At 68.9% G+C, this 20,749-nt stretch carries 15 protein-coding genes and 2 pseudogenes; 8 read left to right on the top strand and 9 right to left on the bottom strand.

Annotated elements, in window-relative coordinates; genetic code table 11:
• Positions 1–293: 293 nt before the first annotated feature.
• Together ACIOHC_RS32440 and ACIOHC_RS32435 are read right to left on the bottom strand one after the other, a co-directional pair.
• Entirely contained in the window at positions 294–2,630 is a 2,337-nt protein-coding gene (locus ACIOHC_RS32440; RefSeq protein WP_351085893.1) for a WD40 repeat domain-containing protein, read from the bottom strand.
• A 303-nt stretch (positions 2,631–2,933) separates the two neighbouring features.
• Positions 2,934–3,707, bottom strand: a pseudogene (locus ACIOHC_RS32435) (transposase).
• A 92-nt stretch (positions 3,708–3,799) separates the two neighbouring features.
• Between ACIOHC_RS32435 and ACIOHC_RS32430 the strand changes: the two are divergent.
• Positions 3,800–4,348 (top strand): hypothetical protein, encoded by a 549-nt coding sequence (locus ACIOHC_RS32430; RefSeq protein ID WP_401845079.1) that lies wholly within the window; start codon positions 3,800–3,802, stop codon positions 4,346–4,348.
• 92 nt (positions 4,349–4,440) lie between these two features.
• On the opposite strand, the gene ACIOHC_RS32425 is transcribed toward ACIOHC_RS32430, so the two are convergent.
• Positions 4,441–5,169 carry an SMI1/KNR4 family protein gene (locus ACIOHC_RS32425; RefSeq protein WP_401845076.1) on the bottom strand — a complete coding sequence of 243 codons (729 nt, stop codon included), beginning with the start codon at positions 5,167–5,169 and terminating at the stop codon, positions 4,441–4,443.
• 147 nt (positions 5,170–5,316) lie between these two features.
• Positions 5,317–5,712 carry a hypothetical protein gene (locus tag ACIOHC_RS32420; protein ID WP_351085887.1) on the bottom strand — a complete coding sequence of 132 codons (396 nt, stop codon included), beginning with the start codon at positions 5,710–5,712 and terminating at the stop codon, positions 5,317–5,319.
• 584 nt (positions 5,713–6,296) lie between these two features.
• Between ACIOHC_RS32420 and ACIOHC_RS32415 the strand changes: the two genes are divergently transcribed.
• Positions 6,297–6,899 (top strand): hypothetical protein, encoded by a 603-nt coding sequence (locus ACIOHC_RS32415; protein WP_351085883.1) that lies wholly within the window; start codon positions 6,297–6,299, stop codon positions 6,897–6,899.
• Between the two features lie 93 nt (positions 6,900–6,992).
• Here the strand turns inward: ACIOHC_RS32415 and ACIOHC_RS32410 are convergent, their stop codons facing one another.
• From ACIOHC_RS32410 to ACIOHC_RS32400, 3 genes and pseudogenes are all read right to left on the bottom strand, one after another.
• Complete coding sequence (locus ACIOHC_RS32410) at positions 6,993–7,991, bottom strand: LLM class flavin-dependent oxidoreductase (RefSeq protein ID WP_401845074.1); 999 nt, start codon at positions 7,989–7,991, stop codon at positions 6,993–6,995.
• A 230-nt stretch (positions 7,992–8,221) separates the two neighbouring features.
• Positions 8,222–8,761, bottom strand: a complete 540-nt coding sequence (locus ACIOHC_RS32405; protein ID WP_351085880.1) for a hypothetical protein — start codon at positions 8,759–8,761, stop codon at positions 8,222–8,224.
• A gap of 650 nt (positions 8,762–9,411) precedes the next feature.
• Positions 9,412–9,719 (bottom strand): annotated as a pseudogene (locus ACIOHC_RS32400) (AAC(3) family N-acetyltransferase); the annotation flags it as partial.
• A gap of 529 nt (positions 9,720–10,248) precedes the next feature.
• Between ACIOHC_RS32400 and ACIOHC_RS32395 the strand changes: the two are divergent.
• Together ACIOHC_RS32395 and ACIOHC_RS32390 are read left to right on the top strand one after the other, a co-directional pair.
• Entirely contained in the window at positions 10,249–10,731 is a 483-nt protein-coding gene (locus tag ACIOHC_RS32395; RefSeq protein ID WP_401845071.1) for a hypothetical protein, read from the top strand.
• Positions 10,732–11,379: 648 nt separating this feature from the next.
• Entirely contained in the window at positions 11,380–12,879 is a 1,500-nt protein-coding gene (locus ACIOHC_RS32390; protein WP_365692627.1) for an acyl-CoA synthetase, read from the top strand.
• A 147-nt stretch (positions 12,880–13,026) separates the two neighbouring features.
• On the opposite strand, the gene paaK is transcribed toward ACIOHC_RS32390, so the two are convergent.
• Together paaK and ACIOHC_RS32380 are read right to left on the bottom strand one after the other, a co-directional pair.
• Entirely contained in the window at positions 13,027–14,316 is a 1,290-nt protein-coding gene (gene paaK, locus ACIOHC_RS32385) for a phenylacetate--CoA ligase PaaK (RefSeq protein WP_351085874.1), read from the bottom strand.
• 380 nt (positions 14,317–14,696) lie between these two features.
• Positions 14,697–16,325: an FAD-dependent oxidoreductase gene (locus ACIOHC_RS32380; protein WP_401845089.1), complete on the bottom strand. Its 1,629-nt coding sequence runs from the start codon at positions 16,323–16,325 to the stop codon at positions 14,697–14,699.
• 269 nt (positions 16,326–16,594) lie between these two features.
• On the opposite strand from ACIOHC_RS32380, the gene ACIOHC_RS32375 reads away from it, so the two are divergent.
• From ACIOHC_RS32375 to ACIOHC_RS32360, 4 genes are all read left to right on the top strand, one after another.
• Complete coding sequence (locus ACIOHC_RS32375; RefSeq protein ID WP_351085872.1) at positions 16,595–17,716, top strand: SchA/CurD-like domain-containing protein; 1,122 nt, start codon at positions 16,595–16,597, stop codon at positions 17,714–17,716.
• Between the two features lie 74 nt (positions 17,717–17,790).
• Positions 17,791–18,225 (top strand): cupin domain-containing protein, encoded by a 435-nt coding sequence (locus tag ACIOHC_RS32370; RefSeq protein ID WP_351085870.1) that lies wholly within the window; start codon positions 17,791–17,793, stop codon positions 18,223–18,225.
• Complete coding sequence (locus ACIOHC_RS32365; protein ID WP_351085868.1) at positions 18,222–19,490, top strand: beta-ketoacyl-[acyl-carrier-protein] synthase family protein; 1,269 nt, start codon at positions 18,222–18,224, stop codon at positions 19,488–19,490. The genes ACIOHC_RS32370 and ACIOHC_RS32365 overlap by 4 nt, the downstream gene beginning before the upstream one ends.
• On the top strand, positions 19,487–20,737 hold the full coding sequence (locus ACIOHC_RS32360; protein WP_351085866.1) for a ketosynthase chain-length factor: 1,251 nt from the start codon (positions 19,487–19,489) through the stop codon (positions 20,735–20,737). Before ACIOHC_RS32365 ends, ACIOHC_RS32360 begins: the two co-directional genes overlap by 4 nt.
• Positions 20,738–20,749 lie beyond the last annotated feature (12 nt).

Raw genomic sequence — 20,749 nt, 5'->3', positions numbered from 1 at the left:
CAGCAGCCTCGGCTACCGCAGTCCCGCCGAATACGAGACCGCCTTGGCAGCCTGACCACCACACCAAAGGTGTCCGTCAAAGCGGAACAAGCTCAGACGCCTTCCGCTGGCTGTCCCGCTACAACACCCGACGCAGGCATTCCCGGCTCGGCCAGCGATCCCCGATCGCTTACGAAAACACCTTCCACTCAACAGCAGCTACCCTGACCCGAGCCGCATAGACGTGTTCAAGATCCGGGGGCAAAAGGCCCCGCCCCGGTTCACCACGTGATTGCACTTCGATGGGATGCGGTTCAACGCCGAGCCAACACTGCGATCTCATGACCGAAGGCCACGGCCAGCCGGCCGTCCGATGTCATGTCAACCACTCTGGCACCCAGCGGAATAGCCACGTTGGGTCGGATCTGCTGCATGCTGGCCAGGTCCCATAGCCGCACCGCCCCGACCCTATCGACATCGATGCCGGAATTGTCGGCATCCAAGTCTGTGAAGCCGGCGGTGCCACTGCCGGTGATGGCGACCGGGCGGCCGTCCACCACCGCCGTCGCCACCGCCCGCACCGGGTGGGCGTGATCGGCCATGACCTCGCCAATCTGCTCACGGGTAGCCAGGTCCCACACTCGCACCGTTCCATCGCTGCTGCCGGTAACGGCGATCGGGCGGCCGTCCACCACCGCCGTCGCCACCGACCGCACCCGGCCGGCGTGGCCGGTCATGGGCTGGCCGATGGGCCGGCCGGCGGTCAGGTCCCATACCCGCACCGTGGCATCGTCGCTGCCGGTAGCGGCGATCGGGCGGCCGTCTATCATCGCCGTCGCCACCGACCGCACCCGGCCGGTGTGGCCGGTCAAGACATCGGCGACCTGTTCACGGGTGGTCAGGTCCCACACCCGCACCGTTCCATCATCGCCGCCGGTCACGATATGGGGGCGGTCGTCGATCTCCACGGCCGCCACCGCCCGCATGTTTGTGATCCAGTTGGGGAGCTCGTCGAATTCTGGCCACGGCCAACCTTCGGAGCTTGGCACCGCCGGCGTCGGATCAGTGCGGTTGATGATGGGCTCGCCGACCTCCCGGCCGGTGACCAGGTCCCAAACCCGTATTTCCGTACGCGCGTTGCCGCTGCTGGTGATGGCGACCGGACGGCCGTCAATCACGGTGGTCGCCACCGCCCACACCGGGCCGGTGTGGCCGGTCAGGGGCTCGCCGACCTGTCGGCCGGTGTCCACGTCCCAGACCCGCACGGTCTTGTCCCCATCGCCGGTGACGACGGCCGGGCGTCCGTCCAGGACTGTGGTCGCCATCGAGTACACGTTGTCGGTGTGGCCAACAACTGGCGCGCCGAGCTGCCGGTCGCTGCTCAAATCCCACACTCGTACCGTCCCCATATGGTCGACGGTGATGGCGTGGGGCCGGCCGCGAACCACCGTCGTTGCCATCGCAGACGCCCTGGGGCAATGCTCGGTCGCGAGCCTGTCGATTTGTCGGCGGCTGGCCAGGTCCCACACCCGCACCATGGGGTCCCCGCCACCGGTGAGAATGAGAGCACGCCCGTCCACCGAGACGATCCCCACAGCGACCATGTGGTCGGACTCGTCTCTCAGCGCCTCGCCGACCTGCTCGCGGGTGATCAAGTCCCACACCCGCGCTGTACCGTCCATACTGCCGGTCACGACATGAGGGCGCCCCTCAATCACCGTGGGCACTACCCATCCAACCTGGTGATTGTGGCCGGTCAGAGGCTCACCAACCTGCTCACGGGTGGCAAGGTCCCACACCCGCACCAACACATCGTCGCCGCCGGTGACGGCGACCGGACGGCCCTCCACCACCGCCGTCGCCACCGCAAACACGCCGTCGTCGGCCGGGAAATCGCCGGCGGACTGGCCGGTCGTCAGGTCCCACACCCGCACCATCCCGTCCCAGCCGCCGGTGATGGCAACCGGACGGCCCTCCACCACCGCCGTCGCCACCGCCAACACGGGGTCGGTGTGACCGGTGAGAGGCTCACAGACTTGCTTACAGGTCGTCAGGTCCCATACCCGCACCGTGGCATCATCGCCGCCGGTGACGGCGACCGGACGGCCCTCCACCACCGCCGTCGCCACCGCCTTCACGCTGCCGGTGTGGCCGGTCAGGGACTCACCGACTTGCTTACAGGTCGTCAGATCCCACACCCGCACCGTGCCGTCCTCGCCGCCGGTGACCGTGATCGGACGGCCCTCCACCACCCCGGTCGCCACCGCCTCTATCAACTCGTTGTGGCCGGTGAGGACGTTGCGCAACCGGGGCTCGACCTGCGAACCGGTGGCCCACTCCACACTCCATGCGGCGCCAGGCTCCCCCTCCACATCGACTGCAGCAAGGCTCGTGGACAGCCCCCGATCCCCGTAGCGTGCCGCGTCCAACGCCAGCAACTGCCGCCGCACCCCCGCACCAGTGTCGCGGTGCAGATGCGCGGACGCCTCGTATACCGCGGACGCCAGCATCTCCTCCCGACCCGTCGCACCGCCCAGCGCTGCTAGGACCTGCCCCGGATCGGCGTTCACCAGCCACCCCGGGTCGGCCAACCGCACACCCGCCACCGCAGCCTCACAGTCCAGGTCGCCACTTCGCAGATCGTCAGACATGACCGCCACACTATCCGACCCCATCCCACCAACTACCCCCGTTTCTTGGACCGTCCGGGCCATCGCCGACGAGCCCGGCCCCGCAAAGTTCGGGCAAGGTCAGATTGTGTGGGTGTGGGGTGTGGCGGCAGTGGATGGGCGTCAGCAGTTTCGAGGTGAGGAGTTGCTGGTGGTTTGGGGTTCTGTCGTGGTTCTGCTGCTGTCATGAAGGTGACCAAGCCGCTGCTGTTTTCTGGCTAAGGGCTGTCCCGCAAAGACCTTGACGCCGCCTCGGGCACGGTGGCCGCCTTGCGGCCCGCTTGCCTATCCGGCGAGGGTGAGGTTGTGCATCCGGGCGATGCCGAGCATGGCGTGGTGGACACCGTCGCCTTTGAGACGGCAGTCGCGGAGGATCTTCCACGTCTTCATGCGGGCGAAGACGTGCTCGACGCGGGCTCGGACCTGTTTGTGGGACTTGTTGTGTTCCTCCTTCCAGGCCGGGAGCTCGGTCTGGCCGCGCTTGCGGCGGTGCGGGATGACGAGTCCGGTGCCCGGGTAGCCGCCGTCGGCGATCGTGAGGGTCTTGCCGACGGCGGCTTTGGTGCCGGATTCCTCCCATGCCTTGCAGTCGTTGCGGTTCCCGGCGAGGGGCCGACCGACCACGACGACCAGGCGGGTGTCGGCGTCGATGACGACCTGGTGATTGGTGGAGTACCGGTAGTTCTTCGACCGCTCGGCGACGGTGTGGTCCCGGGTGGGGACCAGGGTGCCGTCCACGATGAGTACGGTGTCCTTGGCGAACCGCTTGCGGGGCTGGAGCGCGAGCAGGGGCCCGAGGTGGTTGATCGGCCGGCCGTCGACTTCGAGACGCCGAACAGCGGAGCGAGCTGCCGCAACGTCAGATTGGTGCGCCAGTAGGCCGTGACCAGCAACACCCGGTCCTCGAGCGGCAGGCTCCACGGCCAGCCGCCAGCCTCGGTGGACCACATCTGCTCCATCGCGCCGCAGCGTGGTCAGCAGTTTACCGAAGCAGCGCGGGCTCAGCCCCGCGAACGGGGTTATCCAGGACGGCTCCGATGCCGTGATCACACTCGTCACATCATGATCATCACTCAGGCTGGCCCAGTCCCGAGGCAATCCCACAGTTACGCTGATCGGGCAGTCCACAGTGCGCAAGACCGGGGGAAACCGTGAACCGACCACTGCTGTTCCTTGACGTGGACGGGCCGCTCAACCCTTACGCGGCCAAGCCGGAGAAGCGACCCGACGGCTACACCACACTCAGAGTCCCCCGAAACGACGCCGATCGGGACGACAGAGGCCTCTCGTCCCGACGACCCCTGCGGGCCTGGCTCAACCCAGAGCACGGACGAATCCTGCTCCAGCTCGGCTTCGAGCTGTGCTGGGCGACCACATGGATGGACGACGCCAACCGGTGGATCGCACCGGTCCTGGGCCTTCCAGAACTTCCCTTCGTCAACTTCGGCGACGTCCTACTCCGAGAACGCCCTGATGGCGTCCACTGGAAGACCGGGCCGCTGGTGGACTATGCAGGCGGCCGTCCCTTCGCCTGGGTGGACGACGAACAGAGCGAGCTGGATCAGACCTACGTGACCGCCCACCACCAAGGGCCAGGGCTCCTGCACCACGTCAACCCGCGGTTCGGCCTACGGGAGCACGACTTCCAAGCGCTCGCCGACTTCGCCCGGTCCCTGGACACCTCACGAACCACCAGCTGAGCACCTCGCCAGCTCTTCAGGCTGCTCCGCACTCGGAACCAAGATCTTTGCGGGACAGCCCTTAGGCGCGGGGCTCCTCGAACTGCACGTGATCAGGGAAGCCCGATAGGTGCCGGTCGTAGCTGACGGAAGGAGTCCAAATGGTCAAGGTGGTCGAGGTTGTCGGCTCCAGGGCCGAGGCCGACCTCGGCAAGTGGCTCTGAATCCAATTCGAGTTCCCACGCCAGCTCATCTTTGTCTGCCTCGAGATGAGCACGCCACCCGCCGACATCGCCGCCGCTATACAGCGCGTCGGCAACAGCTTCCAAGTAGGCCGCCAAGCTCGACCAGCAACCGTCCCCACCTGGGCTGAAGTTGCCGGGTCGGCCCCAGGCGCTGCCGAGTCGTCCCTGCTGGGGCCCAGGACGCATATCGACCACCTGGTGTGGATGCTCCCGATTCGCCCAAGGGATCCACAACGAGTGCCAATAGGGCTCGTCCTCGCCCTCGTTCTGTTCAAACGCGTCGAAGAGTTTGGCGTTCTCCATGACCATTCGCCGAGTCCGAGCGATCTCGGATGCCGACAGCAGATCCGCACCAGGTAAGACGCTGGCTCCCCGGGCAAGAGCGTCTTCAGTCGCACCGTTGTGACACCGCAACGACTCGACCAAGTCAGCCGGGAGTTGCAAGGTCATTGCCCACTCTGCTTCAGCGATCCCGGCGGGGTCAGCCGGGCCTTTCAAGCTAGATACGCTCTCCGGCGCATGCGCAGCCAACCACACATCGATGCGAGCCCAAGACCGCGTTACCGTACCAGGCCCAGATTCTTGAGCAGTACTCATCTCCCTAACGCTAGAGCAAAGGCTTGTCCCGTAAAACCCGGCTGCAGTTGAGATCGGCATCGCCTGCCTCCATGACTGCTGCTCGAAGCTGAGATTCCGCGGGTGGTAGCGGCTGGGTCGGGCAGTGGGTCGGTGATGCGGACCACCTCAGGGCTCGAACGAGTTCTTCGTACTGGGCATCGGAGAGCGTTTGACACCGCTGCACGCCAAGAGCTCGGTCCCAGTGGCGTCGAAGTACAGATTGAAGAACCAGAGCCGGTCCGCTGCGAGGATGGTCCCGGTACGTAGTTGCTTGCCGCGGTGCCGCGCGAGGATTTCAACGGTCTCGTCGAGGCCGAGGGTCTTCGGCAGACCGCGCTTCAACGACCGTCTCAGCCTCGTTGCGGCGATACCGTGGACCATCCAGTGAGGCGCTTCCCTGTCCGAGACCTGTACCTCGCCGCCAGCCGCGATGGCGGCGCGTGCTGCCTTGCACGCGCTCGTCTGGTCGGTGAGCATCGCGGCGATGTCGGGGTGACGTGGGTGCTCGTCCTCGGTGGCCATGCGCTGACTGTAGAGACTAGTCCGGATACGGCGAGCTGACCATGCGGGCCGTGGCGGCCACGGCACAGACGCGCCTGGGGCACGTGCAGTACTGCTTCCCCTCCCGCACGGAGCTGATCGCCGCCCTCCTGCGCCGCACTCTGGACCGTTCCCTCGACAGGCTGGCCCCGTTGTTCGTCGACGCGGCCGCGCACACTCCGCCGGACACGGAGGGGCTGGTCCGTCAGCTCCTGGCCGAGCACGATGATCCGCGACTCGTCCGGGTCTACGCCGAGTTGTGGGCACTGGCGGGCCGCGACGAAGCCGTCGCGGCGGTCACACGTGCCTTCTACGGAGCACCGCGAGGTCTCCGGCCTGGAGGCCTTGAGGAACGACGTCGTCAGCGAGGCGGGCTACGGTCTCGGGCGTGTACTCCGGTTCAGGCAGGTGCCCGTACTTCTGCACGAGTGGATCCCGGGTTCCGCCGGCGTACCGTTCGGCGTCGCGGGAGGACAGGGGCCGGAGCGTTCGAAGGCTGTCACTGACGGGGAGCAGGGTTGCGTCAATCATGCCCTTAAACTAACAGCATTCGCTTAAGGAGGGGTATGAGTTACTGGGAGCACGTCAAGCCTGTGCGGCGCGTCCGGGCTCTGGATCCCGAGGCCATCGCGCGCGCAGCAGTACGCATCCTGGACGCGTCGGGGATCGAGGGCCTTTCGCTTCGCGCGTTGGCGAACGCGCTGGAGGCGGCACCCGCAAGCCTCTACTCGCGCATCAACGGCATCTCGGACGCGCTCGATCTCGCGCTCGACCATGCCCTGGGACATGACGGCGCGGTTCAGCGCGCTCTCCGCGAAGAGGAGGCGTCGGAGGTCCTGCTGTCGCTGTACCGCCATCTTCTCGAGCACCCATGGGCTGTCCAGGTCATCGCCATGCGTCCACCACGAGGACCGGCCTACCTCGCGTTCTCGGAAGGACTCTCCGAGCGGCTCGGCAGGTCAGGTGCAGCCGCGCCACTGTGGGTCGCGTACTCGGCGAGCAACCTCGTCATAGGAAGCGCCATGACCTACCGGGCCGCTCAGCTGGAACCCCGAACTCCGGGCGACGAGAGCGTGGCGCCGGTGTACGAAGAACTGAGACGCGATGCCTCGCGCGATCCGGAGGAAGCCCTTCGACGGGCACTTCACGTACTTCTCGTGAACGCGTGACCGCTGTCCCCGGCGGAGGGCGATGGCTCCGAAGAGGCCGAACAGCGCGTTCCGGCCGGCGGTGGGTAGGAGGTTCTCCGAGATCGTGGCGTTCTAGGTTCGGGGGCGGGGGGCCAGGACGCGGGCGAGCGAGTCGAGGGATGCGAGGGGGGTGGGGCCGGTGGGGGTGAGGACGACGCTGGTCGCGCCAGCCGCGTGGCGGGCCTTGATCGCTTCGCGTGCCTGGGCGGGGGTGCCGGCGATGCTCAGCCGGCGGACCCAGTCGGCGGGCATGGTCTGTGCGAATTGCCGGGCGTCGGTGCAGGCGGCGCGGTGTTCACGCAGCTGTGCGGCGAAGGGCAGGGGGTCGATGTGCGCGGCCCAGGCCGGCTCGCCGATGGCGGTCAGGCCGTTGCGGACGCGGGCGAGAGCGGTGTCCTCGTCGTCGTCGACGGCGGCGGCGTCGTAGGTGACGACTTCGGGGCCGCTCGTGTGAGGGGTGACGTTCATGTGCTGCAGCGAGCAGGCGATGTATGCGGGGGCCGCGGGCTCGGCAAGGAGGAGTCCGTCGGCCACCTCGCCTGCGGCTGCCTGCGACTTGGGACCGCGTACGCCCAGGATGACCGGGGGGACGATGTCGGGGGTCTCGGTGAGGACGACTCCCTCGCAGCGCACGTAGCGGCCGTCGGCAGGGCCGGGCTCGCCGCGTATGAGCAGGCGCAGCGCAGTCGTGTATTCCCTGATCAGGGTCAGGGGGCTGGCTGGCCGGGCTCCGGCCTGGCGCATCCAGTCAGGCATGCCGTGTCCGATGCCGGCGATCAGCCGGCCGGGGTAGAGCTGGGCGAGGGTGGCCAGTTCCATCGCGGCGAAGCACACGTTGCGGGCGCCGGCGGGCATGATGCCGATGCCGACGGCGATGCGGGTGGTGCTGGCGAGGACGGGGCCGGCTTGCGCGAGTCCGCCGCGCCAGCCGAGGTCTTCGACCACCCATATCTGGTCGAATCCCAGGTCTTCCGCTCGCCGGGCGAACGGCAGTATGTCCTGGACGGGCAGGTCGCGGGGGAGCATTACGCCGATGCGGCCGCAGGCGGGGTTGCGGTCTGATTCGGGCATGGCGGGTTCCTTGTACATAGTGGTGGTGGGCTTTTCCTTTACCCGGTCCGGTAGCCGGCCGGGGTGAGCGGTGGAACGGTGTCAGCGCGGTGCCGTCCGGACGGGCGTTGGAGCCGGCGACGAGTGGAATACGTGCCCGGCTGCGTTGAACAGCCGCATGCGGCCCCCCACGTCCGGGCCGCCCGCCCCGAGTGCTTCGCCGTTGATCCGACGCAGGCGTGAAAGCCGCGTCACAGCCAGCCCGCCTTCCCGGTCACCTCGGCGGCGACCTCGCCGACCGGGCGCGTGGTGGCGTCGACGGTGAAGTCGTCGACCGCTGCCCGTTCGAGGATCCTGGCCAGCTCGCCGGCCCTGGCCAAGTGCCATCGCAACGCCTCGGGCTCGTCCTCGTGGCGCCGCATGAGTCGCTGGTGGATGACCGGCAGATCGGTCTGGAGCCGGCACACTGAGAGCTCGATACCGATCGCATCGCCGCACAGCTTCCGGTCCTCCTGATTCTCGATCACACCGGCGAGGACCAGCCGGACTGCTCCCGCCGCGAGGTAGTTGCCCGCGACGCCGCGCAGGTTTCGCAGCATCATGCCGGAGTTGAAGCGGTCTTCCGGCGGCGTCGGCCAGGACTGCCTCAACCAGTCCAGGTCGATGACGGCGTTGGGTATGCCCGCATGGGTGAGTAGGTCGCCCACGCTTTCGGCCACCGATGTCTTGCCGACGCCGACAGTGCCGTTGACCAGGAGGGCGCGGGGTTCGGGAGAACGTTCTACGTGCATGCCCGAGACTCTACGATCCACCGGCCACGAACCCCTCCTCCATTTCGCCCCGGCGAACGCAGACAGGGTTCACACACGGCGGAGCCATGTGCCGGTCCGGGCGAGCCTGGCGGCGACGGGGCACTGCTCGTCCACGACATCGGCCTGGGCCGCCCCGGACTCCAGGCCCGCCTGGACGCCGGCAACGAGGACGGCTTCACCATCATGCGCCCGAACTCCCGGGCTCCGTGGACGAGGTCGAGGACTGGCCCGCCATGCTGGCCCGGGTCGGACTCGTCCCCAGCGGCGCGCGCACCTTCCTCACCGACACTCGGACTCCCGGCCCGCGAGCACCTTCACACCCGTCTCGCCCGGCAGCGCGACCAGTTCGGCGAGCACCTGGACCAGGACCGCGCGGCCCTGGACACCCTCCTGGACGCCGACGCCCCCACCGGCATCCTCTGGCGCCCCGACACCTTCTGCCTCACAGCCACCACGTCCACACCACCCGCTCCCGCACCGCCTAGAAGATCACTGAAAACCCTCCGGGTTCTGGCCTCGCCCACTCCGGCGCGAGGCCAGAGCGCTGGGTACCCAGAAGGAACGGGACGAGGAGCCGGCCCGGCCGGATCCGGGAGACCTGCCGGGAACCGGTCCCGGTGCGCCCGGGCGATCGCTTCGAACGGCTCTTGCCCCTCGGACACCACTGCCGAGTAGTCGAAGGCCCCGTCCTCCGAGTCGATGTCGTGGAAGCGGCGCCAGACCCGCTGACCTTGCACAAGGATGGGCTGTTCGTAGTCCACGAACCGCTTGCCGGGGGCCTTGGCGAGCGCCTCGGCGTGGTGCAGCAGAGCCATGGTATCCAGGGGAGCCCCGAGCAGAAGGCCCCGGCCGCTGCGGGCGACCAACCGTGCAAGAGGGCTGTCGGGGCCATGGGGTGGGGGTCGTCCCAGGAGTGGTCGGCCATCAGCTCGGCTGCTGCCGCCGCGACGCCGTGTTCGTCGACGGGCTGTACGGCACGGGGCTCAGGCTGCAGGAGTGGGCGAGCGTCCTGGACGTGGAGATTCCCATGCAGGCGGAGGGGCGTCTCCCGAAGGCGTGGCTGGCCGCGGCGTGCGTCAAGGGGACGAAGAAGGAGGGGCGAACGTACCGGAGCCCGCGCCGGGTGCTGCGGGACATCGTGGGCTACTGCGACCCGCTGGAGGGTTCGCGCACGGAGGCGATCCGTAGGGCCCAGCGCACAGGTCGGTACGAGCGGCTGTCGTACGTGCGGGTGGTCACGGGCTACAACGCCCGTTCCCGGACGCTGCGCATCGAGGGTGCTCCCGAGAGCCAGCTGTCACCGGATGCGATCGCCCCTGATGAGCGACGGCTGCTGTTCCGCCGTACGTCGCACGGCCTGGAGCCGCTGGCGTTGTGGCTGGCGCCGAACGGGCTGCCGAAGAAGTCGGAGGGGCGTCGCGCTCGTCGAAGCGGTCAAGCCGCGGCGTGGGCCGGACCGCGAGCACATGGTCACGCCGCTGGAGGACCTGCCCTCCGGTCTGGGGGACTTGCTGAAGTCACCGGACGGCGACCTGCCCCTGTTCCGCTCACCGGTGGGGGTCTACCAGTTGCTGCTGGATCTGACCGCGCTCTCACGGCGCCACGGTGATCACGTACTGGCATTGAGCGGGTTCAATCCGAGGCGCACCCGCCCCAAGGACCGGTGGCCACAGGGTGTCCGTGCGTCCTATATCGGCAAGTGGGCGGTGAAGCACGGCTTTCCCACTGGGGAGACAGTCGATGGCGGGCCGCCGCCGGTGGAAGCTCGGCGGATCCGACAGACCGGCATCGAGCACAGTCGCCGGCCCGTCGCACAGACCCGGCGCTCGATGAACGACTACTACCTCAAACGCAGCCCCGCAGTGCAGCGGGAGAGCCGTACTGTCGTGGGGGAGACGCGTTGCGTGCGGAGGTGGCCAAGGCCCGCGCGCGGCGGCAGATTCCAGTGATCACCGCTTCCCACGTCGACAAGGCCCGTAGGGACCTGGACGCAGCCGCCGAAGAGGCCGGTCTTCCTGCGGACGTCCTTCAGCAGATGGTCAACGGCGAACTCGACACCGCGGCGACCGCGTGTTCGGATCACCTCGCAGGTCCGGAAACGGAGCCCGGACAACCCTGTACGGCCTCGTTTTTGGCTTGCCTGGACTGCGAGAACGCTCGGGCTCTTCCACTCCAGCTGCCTGTTCAGGTCGCCCTCCACGACCGGCTAGCCGCGCTGCGCCCGCACATGGGCCTCGCTGTGTGGCGGGTGCGCTTCGAGCGGTCCCTTGCTCAACTGGCAGAAACTCATCGGGCACTACAACGCGGCTGACCAGGAGCGGGCACGAAGCCAACTCACCCCCCGGCAACAGCAGATGATCGACGACCTCGTAGACGGAAGGCTTGATCTTCGATGATGTCCCGCGCGGCGGTGGCCGCACTCGACGAGTTACATGGCCGAGGTGCAACGGTCCTCCCAACTGTGCGCATGAGAAAGGAGGTTGCCCGAGGGTTCGAGTCACCACGCGTCACTCAGCCAGCACGCCCGCACCGCTGTCAACATCCCGGCCGGCATCCGACCCCTTGACCGCCGGGTTCAGGCCGCACAGGATCGCGCCATGACAGGTGTATGGAGCAGCACAGTCGACGGCGTCGTGGCCCGCAGCGCCCGCCGCACCCCCGGGCGCACCGCCCTGCGGTACACGGAGAGGTCCTGGACGTACGCGGAGCTGGACACGGCCGTCAGTACCGCGGCGGCGGTCCTCACCGGCGAGCACGGACTGCGCCCCGGCGACCGGGTCGCCTCCTACGCGCACAACTCCGACGCGTATCTGATCGGTTACCTCGCCTGTGCCCGTGCGGGACTGGTCCATGTGCCGGTGAACCAGAACCTGACCGGCGACGACCTCACATACATCCTCCAACAGTCCGGCAGCGCCCTCGTCCTCACCGACCCGGACCTCGCCGGCCGGATTCCCGGCGCGTTCTCCGTACGCGCGCTGCGCGACGCACCGGACTCCCTCCTCGATGCCGTCGCCGTCCCGCGCCCCTTCGTCCCTGAACGCGCACCGGCCGCGGACGACCTCGTCCAACTGCTCTACACCTCGGGCACCACCGCACTCCCCAAGGGCGCGATGATGACCCACGGGGCACTCGTCCACGAGTACGTCAGCGCCATCACCGCGCTCGATCTGCGCGCCACCGACCGGCCGGTGCACTCACTGCCGCTCTACCACTCCGCGCAGATGCATGTCTTCCTGCTGCCCTATCTGGCGGTCGGGGCGACGAACATCATCCTCGACACCCCCGATGTGGACCGGATCTTCGACCTCGTCGAGACGGGGCGGGCCGACAGTGTCTTCGCCCCGCCGACCGTCTGGATCGGCATCTCCCGGCACCCCGGCTTCACCACGCGGGAACTCGGCGGCCTGCGCAAGGCGTACTACGGCGCGTCGATCATGCCGGTGCCCGTACTGGAGCGGCTCCGTGAACGACTGCCCGCGCTCGGCTTCTACAACTGCTTCGGGCAGAGCGAGATCGGCCCGCTCGCCACCGTCCTCGGACCGGACGAGCACGAGGGCCGGATGGACTCCTGCGGCCGGCCCGTCCTTTTTGTCGAGGCCAGGGTCGTCGACGAGGACGGCAGGGAGGTCCCCGACGGCACGGCCGGTGAAGTGGTCTACCGCTCGCCCCAGTTGTGCACCGGCTACTGGGACAGGCCCGAGGAGACCGCGGAAGCCTTCCGTGACGGCTGGTTCCACTCCGGCGACCTCGCCGTGCGCGATACGGAGGGTTTCTTCACCGTGGTCGACCGGGTCAAGGACGTCATCAACTCCGGCGGTGTCCTGGTCGCTTCCCGGCAGGTCGAGGACGCCCTCTACACCCACCCCGCCGTCGCCGAGGCCGCCGTCGTCGGGCTGCCCGACGAGCGCTGGATCGAGGCCGTCACCGCCGTGGTCGTCCTGCGCGGGGAGGCGACGGAGGCCGAACTCATCAGCCACGCGCGCGAGCGGCTCGCCCATTTCAAGGCCCCGAAAAGGGTCCTCTTCGTGGACGAGCTGCCGCGCAACGCGAGCGGCAAGATCCTCAAGCGGGATCTGCGCGACCGCTTCGCATAGGAGACCCGGCGGCCGTCCTGCGGGGCGTGCGGAGGGCCCAGGATTCCCCCGTACCCCCGTACCCCCGCACACACGGGAACCGGTGGGCCGCAGCCCGTGGCGCGCGGCGAGCACACGATCGGAGCGAGCGGCCCCGGACGAAAGACCCTAACTCCGGCCGCGCTCGTCCACGATCCGCTTGAACTTGCCCACCGACCTCTCCAGCGTCCCGGGATCGACGATCTCGACACCGACGGACACCCCGATCCCGTCCTTGACGGCCGCCGTGATCGACTCCGCGGCGGCCGTCCGCTGCTCGGGCGTGGCCCCCGCGCGGGCCTCGGCCCGTACCGTCAGCGCGTCGAGGCGGCCCTCGCGGGTCAGCCGCAGCTGGAAGTGCGGTGCCACGCCCGGTGTGCGCAGCACGATCTCCTCGATCTGGGTCGGGAAGAGGTTCACCCCGCGCAGGATCACCAGGTCGTCGCTGCGTCCGGTGACCTTCTCCATCCGCCGGAACACCCGTGCCGTGCCGGGCAGCAGCCGGGTCAGGTCCCTCGTCCGGTAACGGATCACCGGCATGGCCTCCTTGGTGAGCGAGGTGAAGACCAGCTCGCCCTCCTCACCCTCGGGCAGCACCTCGCCGGTGAACGGGTCGACGACCTCCGGATAGAAGTGGTCCTCCCAGATGTGCAGCCCGTCCTTCGTCTCCACGCACTCCTGGGCCACCCCGGGCCCCATCACCTCCGACAGACCGTAGATGTCGACCGCGTCGATCGCGAACCGCTCCTCGATCTCACGCCGCATCTCCTCCGTCCACGGCTCGGCACCGAAGATCCCGACTTTCAGGGAGGTCGTCCGAGGATCGACGCCCTGCCGTTGGAACTCGTCGAGGAGCGTCAGCATGTAGGACGGCGTCACCATGATGATCTCGGGCCGGAAGTCCTGGATCAGCTGGACCTGGCGGGCCGTCATGCCGCCGGAGGCGGGGATGACCGTGCAGCCGAGCCGTTCCGCTCCGTAGTGGGCGCCGAGGCCGCCGGTGAACAGGCCGTACCCGTACGCCACGTGGACCTTCTGCCCGGGGCGGCCGCCGGCGGCCCGGATCGAGCGGGCGACCACGTCCGCCCAGGTGTCGAGATCACGCTGGGTGTACCCGACGACGGTGGGACGGCCCGTCGTCCCACTGGAGGCGTGGATCCGCCGGACGCGTTCCTCGGGGACGGCGAACATGCCGAAGGGGTAGTTGTCCCGCAGATCCGCCTTGGTCGTGAAGGGGAAACGGGCCAGGTCGGCGAGGGTACGGCAGTCGTCCGGACCCACCCCGGCCCGGTCGAACGCGGCCCGGTAGTGGCCGACGTTCTCGTACGCATGGCGCAGGGTCGCCCGCAACCGCTCCAGCTGGAGTGCCTCCAGCTCGTCCCGGCCCATTCGTTCCGCCTCGTCCAGCAGAGCCGTCATCCGGATCTCCCTCTTCCGAGCAGGCGACCGATCATTCGGTCGATCGTTCGGAAGCAGTAATTCAGGATGTCCCGCCCGATGGCAAGAGGGAGGACCCACTCCATTCGATCAAGCGGCGTCCGGCGGTGCCGATCGGCCGCGCCGAACACGACCGCGCCCTCGTTCTCGCGGGGTGGGACGACGGGGAGCCACCCCGCGTCGACGGGTTTGCCCGTCGGAAGGCCCGGGACCGGTCGGCTCGCACGGCCGGGCGGATACACCGTTCGTGCGTCGTCGTCGGCGCCGGACGCTTCGCCCGCACCGTCCGGCCGATCGGATCCCGCAGGGAATCAGGCGTGCCCGGTCGGTCCCGGGCGCTTCGCGGTCGTCCGCCGCAGTGGTCAGGGGCGGTGCAGCAGCGCGGCCAGGACCTCCTGGAGCGTGGCCTCGGCATCGGTCACCGCACCCGTCGAGCGCCAGGCCACGAAGCCGTCGGGACGCACCAGGACGGCGCCTTCGGACGTCGTTCCGTGGAGCTCCGCCCAGTCGGCCCCGTTCTCCGGCTCCAGATCGGCGCCCGAGCCGATGCCGTACGTCCGGAGCCGCACCGACAGCCGGTCGGCGACCCGGGCCGCCGCCTGTCGCCACACCACGTCCGCGCCGTCGGTGAGCAGCACGAGTGTCTGTTCGTACAGATCGAGAGTGGACTTGCGCACACCTTCCTGACGGACCCACAGGTGCGGTGCCCGGCTGCCGGGTTCGCCGTTCAGCTGCATTCCTCGCGGCACCACCGGCTGTTCCGGGTCGGCTCCGATCACGGCGCCGCGCACATAGCGGTAGCCCAGGGCCACGGTGAGCATGCCGCCCTGCCTTCCACCGCCCACACCCGGCGCCGCGGCGTATCCCGGGTGGCTGTGCTCGCTGGAGCGCGCCGAGGCCCGTGAACTCGTCGCCCGCGCCACCGGCAGCCGCTCCGCCTCATAGGTGTCCAGCAGACCCGGGCCCGCCTCGCCCTTCAGGACGGCGGCGAGCTTCCAGGCCAGGTTGTGGGCGTCCTGGATGCCGGTGTTGGAGCCGAACGCCCCGGTCGGGGACATCTCATGGGCCGAGTCCCCGGCGAGGAAGACCCTGCCGGACGCGTACCGTTTTGCGACACGCTCCGCGGCGTGCCACGGGGCCTTGCCGGTGATCTCGACGTCGATGTCGGATGCGCCGACCGCCTTACGGATGTGCTCGGCGCATCGTTCGTCGGTGAAGTCCTCCAGCGTCTCGCCCAGTTGGGGCTGCCACGGCGCGTGGAACACCCACTCCTTCTTGTTGTCCACCGGCAACAGGGCACCGTCCGCAGCGGGGTTGGTCAGATAGCAGACGATGAAGCGCCGGTCACCCAGCACATCGGCGAGCTGCCGGGAGCGGAAGGTGATGCTCACGTTGTGGAACAGATCGCCGGGCCCCGTACGGTCGATGTGCAGCTGCTCACGAATGGGGCTGCGCGGCCCGTCGGCCGCGATGAGGTAATCCGCACGCACACTGATGTGCTCTCCGGTCTCCCGGTTCTTCAGCGCCGCGTCCACCCCCGTACCGTCCTGGTCGAAACTCTGCATCTCGGTGGAGAAACGCAGGTCACCGCCCTGTTCGCGGGCAAGCCTCACCAGCACGGGTTCCAGGTCGTTCTGGCTGCACAGGCACCATCCGGCCGGGCTGAAACGGGCCAGCCCGCCCCCCGGGTCGATCTCCTTGAACAGCCACTCCTGATCGTCCCCGGTGAGCGAGCCGGCTTGCAGAATGCCGTGGTTGTCGGCAAGGACCGAGGCGGCCTCCCGGATGCCGGGCTCGGCGCCCGCCGTACGGAACAACTCCATCGTGCGCACGTTGTTGCCGCGTCCGCGAGGATGCGTCGAGGTGGACCGGTGCTTCTCGACCAGCAGGTGCTCGATCCCGAGCCGGCCGAGGAAGAGTGAGGCGGACAGGCCCACCAGGGAGCCGCCCACGATGAGGACCGGCACGCGGATGTCGACGTTCTCGTTCATCAGTTGCTCCAGCTCGGACGCCGTTCGGATGCTTTGTTCCATGCCCTTGTTCGGAGTGGTTCGGACGGTCGCTCACCTGAACGGTTCATAAATCTCGCGCCACCCGGACCAGCGTTTCACGATCGGTCACGGAGACGATGCGCGCGGTGAGCGGGGGCGGGCCGCTCGCATCCGTCGGGAGAGTCCCCGCTCCGCTTCCACTCGCCAACCGACGGTTGACGGCACGCCATCCGGCCTGCCCACGACACCGTCTCGAAGGAGACCGAAAGATGACCACCACCCTCTCGGAACGGATCTCCCAGTCCGCCTTCGACGGTTCCAGGCTGCGGGTCGTGCTGCTGCTGGACCTGTACGACGGAGCCCAGAAGCAGTTCCTGGAGGCGTATGAGCACCTGCGTAATCAGGTGGCATCCGTCCCCGGGCACATCAGCGACCAGCTGTGCCAGTCCATCGAGAACCCCTCCCAATGGCTGATCACCAGCGAATGGGAGAGCGCACCCCCGTTCCTCGCCTGGGTGAACAGCGAGGAGCACGTCGCGACGGTTCAGCCGTTGCACAGCTGCGTGCGTGACACCCGTTCGCTGCGCTTCAGCGTCCTGCGGGAGACCGGGAAGGCGTTCGAGCTGGCACCGGAGGCGATCAAAGGCAGGCTGCAGGCGTCACCCCGACTGGGCGACGGGGTGGTGCGCCACGCGCTCACCTTCACCGTCAAGCCCGGCACCGAGGACATCGTGGCGAAGATCCTGGCCGACTACGAGTCCCCGAGCGCACGTGTCGACGAACACACCCGTTTGCGCCGTACTTCGCTCTTCATGCACGGAAACCGCGTCGTGCGGGCGGTCGAGGTGGAGGGCGACCTTCTCGCGGCCCTCCGCCACGTCGCCCGGCAGCCCGAGGTCAGGGCTGTCGAAGAGGCCATCAACCCGTATCTGGAGCAGGACCGGGACCTCAGCGACCCGGACTCCGCCCGGATGTTCTTCACCCGAGCGGCTCTCCCGACGGTCCACCACGTGACCGCGGGCCGCCACAAGGCCGAGGACGTCAGCCGTCACGCGCTCTTCTACCAGGCCAAGGAGGGCTGTGGCATGGCACTCGCCAGGCTCCTCGCCGGCCACGACGAGGAGGCGGCCGACGACCCGGCGAGCATCATCGACAGCAGCACCATCTTCCAGCGCGACGACGTCGTGGTCCGCCTCCTCGAAGCGGCCGAGCCGATCGACGCGCAGCCCGCTCAGGCGGCCGGCACCGACGGCCCCGGCAAGGTGGCCAGACTCGGACGTCTCCTCGACGGCGATGCGAACGCCGTGCCCGCGAACGACCAGGGGATCTCGCACTTCCTCGCACAGTCCGAGATGACCCTGATCACCGATCGGCGGGCCATGGATTCCTGAACCGCGCATCCGCCCTGGGGGGTTCTCGCTCAACCCGTCAATACAACGCGCAATGTGCCAGGAGGAAAGCAGTCATGACCACGCACCGGCCACGCATCGTGGATCTCAGTGAGACGCAGCCCAACCGCAGGCGCGGGGGCGATCTTCGCGCCATGCTCACGCCGACAGCGGTGGGAGCCACCAGCGGCTTCATGGGGCTGGCCATCGTCCAGCCCGGTGACCGAATCGGCGAGCACTACCACCCGTACTCCGAGGAATTCGTGTACGTCGTGAACGGTCTCCTGGAGGTGGATCTCGACGGTGAACCGCACCGGATGCGGCCCGACCAGGGCCTGCTGATCCCTCCCCATGTACGCCACCGATTCCGGAACGTCGGCGACGTCGAGGCACGCATGGTCTTCCACCTCGGCCCGCTCGCCCCGCGCCCCGAACTCGGCCACGTCGACACGGAGCACACGGAGTCCGCCGAGCGCGTCGCGCCGCCGGAACGAACGGAGGCCGCCTCATGACCCGCCGCGTGGGGGTCACCGGCGTGGGCGTCGTGGCCCCCGGCGGTATCGGCGTACCGGCCTTCTGGGACCTCCTCGCGAACGGACGCACCGCGACCAGGGGCATCACGCTCTTCGACCCGGCCGGCTTCCGCTCCCGCATCGCCGCCGAGTGCGACTTCGACCCGGCGGCGCACGGACTGGAAGCGGACCAGATCGCCAGGTCGGACCGGTACGTCCAGTTCGCGATGGTGGCCGCCAGGGAGGCCCTCGGTGACGCGGGCCTCGACCCGGAGAAGGTGGACCCCTGGCGGATGGGGGTGTCGCTGGGCACCGCGGTCGGCGGCACCACCCGGCTGGAGCACGACTACGTCGCCGTCAGCGGCAGCGGCGCCCGATGGGACGTCGACCACCGCCCGGCCGGTCCGCATCTGGAACGGGCCTTCTCACCCAGCTCCCTCGCCTCGGCGGTGGCCGAACAGGTCGGCGCGCACGGCCCGGTGCAGACCGTCTCCACGGGCTGCACCTCCGGTCTCGACGCGATCGGCTACGCCTTCCACTCCATTGAGGAAGGCCGCGTCGACGTCTGCGTCGCCGGGGCGTCCGACTCACCCATCACCCCGATCACGGTGGCCTGCTTCGACGCGATCAAGGCCACCTCACCGAACAACGACGACCCGGAACACGCCTCCCGGCCGTTCGACGCCCGCCGCGACGGCTTCGTCATGGGTGAGGGCGGAGCGGTGCTCGTCCTGGAGGAACTGGAGCACGCGCGCGCCCGCGGTGCGACCGTGTACTGCGAGATCTCGGGCTACGCCACCTTCGGCAACGCCTACCACATGACCGGGCTGACCCCCGAAGGACTGGAGATGGCCGAGGCGATCAACCGGGCCCTCGACCATGCCCGGATGGACGGCTCGCAGATCGACTACGTCAACGCGCACGGCTCGGGCACCAAGCAGAACGACCGGCACGAGACGGCCGCCGTGAAGCGGGCGCTGGGTGCGCACGCCCACGACGTGCCGATGAGTTCGATCAAGTCCATGGTCGGTCACTCGCTGGGGGCGATCGGGGCCATAGAGATCGCCGCCTGTGTACTCGCGCTGGTCCACCAGACCGTGCCGCCGACGGCGAACTACGAGAACCCGGACCCGGAGTGCGACCTCGACTACGTGCCGCGCACCGCGCGCCCCCTGAAGCTGCGCAGCGTCCTGTCGGTCGGCAGCGGCTTCGGTGGCTTCCAGTCCGCGGTGGCCCTGACACGAACAGGTGGGAGGACACCATGAGAACCCGAAAAGCCCGGCGCACCGTCGTCACCGGCATCGGTGTCGTCGCTCCCAACGGCATCAACACCGAGGCCTTCTGGAAGAGGACGCACGAAGGGTTCAGCGCTCTTGACCGGGTCACCCGCGAGGGGTGCGAACATCTGCCGCTGCGGGTCGCGGGCGAGGTGCGCGGTTTCGAGGCGGTCGAGCAGATCGAGGAGCGGTTCGTCGTCCAGACCGACCGGTTCACGCACTTCGCGATGGCCGCCGCGGACATCGCCCTGGACGACGCCCGGCTGGGCCGTGCCGACTACGAGAAGACGCCGTACGACATCGGCGTGGTGACCGCGGCAGGGTCCGGCGGCGGTGAGTTCGGGCAGCGTGAACTCCAGCGGCTGTGGGGGCAGGGGCCCAGTTACGTGGGCCCCTACCAGTCCATCGCCTGGTTCTATGCCGCCAGCACCGGCCAGATCTCGATCCGCGGCGGCTTCAAGGGGCCGTGCGCGGTCGTGGCCAGCGACGAGGCCGGCGGTCTGGACGCGCTGGCGCATGCCGCCCGGTCGATCCGGCGGGGCACCGAAGCGGTGGTGGTCGGCGCGGCCGAGGCACCGCTCGCGCCCTACTCGGTCGTCTGTCAGCTCGGGTACGAGGACCTGAGCCGCAGCGACGACCCTGCCCGCGCGTACCGGCCGTTCACCTCGGACGCCTGTGGTTTCGTACCGGCCGAGGGCGGCGCCATGCTGGTCGTCGAGGAGGAGCAGTCGGCGCGTCGGCGCGGTGCACGGGTCCGGGCCGAACTCGCGGGGCACGCCGCCACGTTCACCGGAGCGTCCCGATGGGAGGAGTCCCGGGAGGGGCTCGCCCAGGCGATCATCGGCGCCCTGCGGGAGGCGGACTGCGCGCCGGACGAGATCGATGTCGTCTTCGCGGACGCCCTCGGCGTCCCGGCGGCCGACCGTGCCGAGGCACTCGCGATCGCCGACGCACTGGGCGCGCACGGCCGACGGGTACCGGTGACGGCGCCCAAGACCGGCATCGGGCGCGCCTACTGCGGGGCGCCGGTGCTGGACACGGCCGCCGCCGTGCTCTCCATGGAGAACGCGCTGATACCGCCCACGCCGAACGTGTTCGAGGTGTGCCACGACCTCGACGTCGTCACCGGCAGTGCGCGGCCGGCCGAACTCCGAACGGCGCTGGTGCTCAGCCGCGGGCTCATGGGCTCGAACGCGGCGATGGTGCTGCGGCGCTCCACCGACACCCAATCGTGAGAAGGAGAAGTC

Origin of the sequence: Streptomyces sp. NPDC088252, from assembly GCF_044740965.1 — a bacterium.
Taxonomy (GTDB): domain Bacteria; phylum Actinomycetota; class Actinomycetes; order Streptomycetales; family Streptomycetaceae; genus Streptomyces.
Note: the sequence above shows the minus strand (reverse complement) of the source record. Positions and strands in the feature narration are given on the sequence as shown.

Bases quoted from the DNA above. Each gene is read 5' to 3' on its own strand.
- ACIOHC_RS32440 (WP_351085893.1), bottom strand. From the start codon at position 2,630: ATGTCTGACGATCTGCGAAGTGGCGACCTGGACTGTGAGGCTGCGGTG.
- ACIOHC_RS32425 (WP_401845076.1), bottom strand. From the start codon at position 5,169: ATGAGTACTGCTCAAGAATCTGGGCCTGGTACGGTAACGCGGTCTTGG.
- ACIOHC_RS32420 (WP_351085887.1), bottom strand. From the start codon at position 5,712: ATGGCCACCGAGGACGAGCACCCACGTCACCCCGACATCGCCGCGATG.
- ACIOHC_RS32415 (WP_351085883.1), top strand. From the start codon at position 6,297: ATGAGTTACTGGGAGCACGTCAAGCCTGTGCGGCGCGTCCGGGCTCTG.
- ACIOHC_RS32410 (WP_401845074.1), bottom strand. From the start codon at position 7,991: ATGCCCGAATCAGACCGCAACCCCGCCTGCGGCCGCATCGGCGTAATG.
- ACIOHC_RS32405 (WP_351085880.1), bottom strand. From the start codon at position 8,761: ATGCACGTAGAACGTTCTCCCGAACCCCGCGCCCTCCTGGTCAACGGC.
- ACIOHC_RS32395 (WP_401845071.1), top strand. From the start codon at position 10,249: ATGGTCACGCCGCTGGAGGACCTGCCCTCCGGTCTGGGGGACTTGCTG.
- ACIOHC_RS32390 (WP_365692627.1), top strand. From the start codon at position 11,380: ATGACAGGTGTATGGAGCAGCACAGTCGACGGCGTCGTGGCCCGCAGC.
- paaK (WP_351085874.1), bottom strand. From the start codon at position 14,316: ATGACGGCTCTGCTGGACGAGGCGGAACGAATGGGCCGGGACGAGCTG.
- ACIOHC_RS32380 (WP_401845089.1), bottom strand. From the start codon at position 16,325: ATGAACGAGAACGTCGACATCCGCGTGCCGGTCCTCATCGTGGGCGGC.
- ACIOHC_RS32375 (WP_351085872.1), top strand. From the start codon at position 16,595: ATGACCACCACCCTCTCGGAACGGATCTCCCAGTCCGCCTTCGACGGT.
- ACIOHC_RS32370 (WP_351085870.1), top strand. From the start codon at position 17,791: ATGACCACGCACCGGCCACGCATCGTGGATCTCAGTGAGACGCAGCCC.
- ACIOHC_RS32365 (WP_351085868.1), top strand. From the start codon at position 18,222: ATGACCCGCCGCGTGGGGGTCACCGGCGTGGGCGTCGTGGCCCCCGGC.
- ACIOHC_RS32360 (WP_351085866.1), top strand. From the start codon at position 19,487: ATGAGAACCCGAAAAGCCCGGCGCACCGTCGTCACCGGCATCGGTGTC.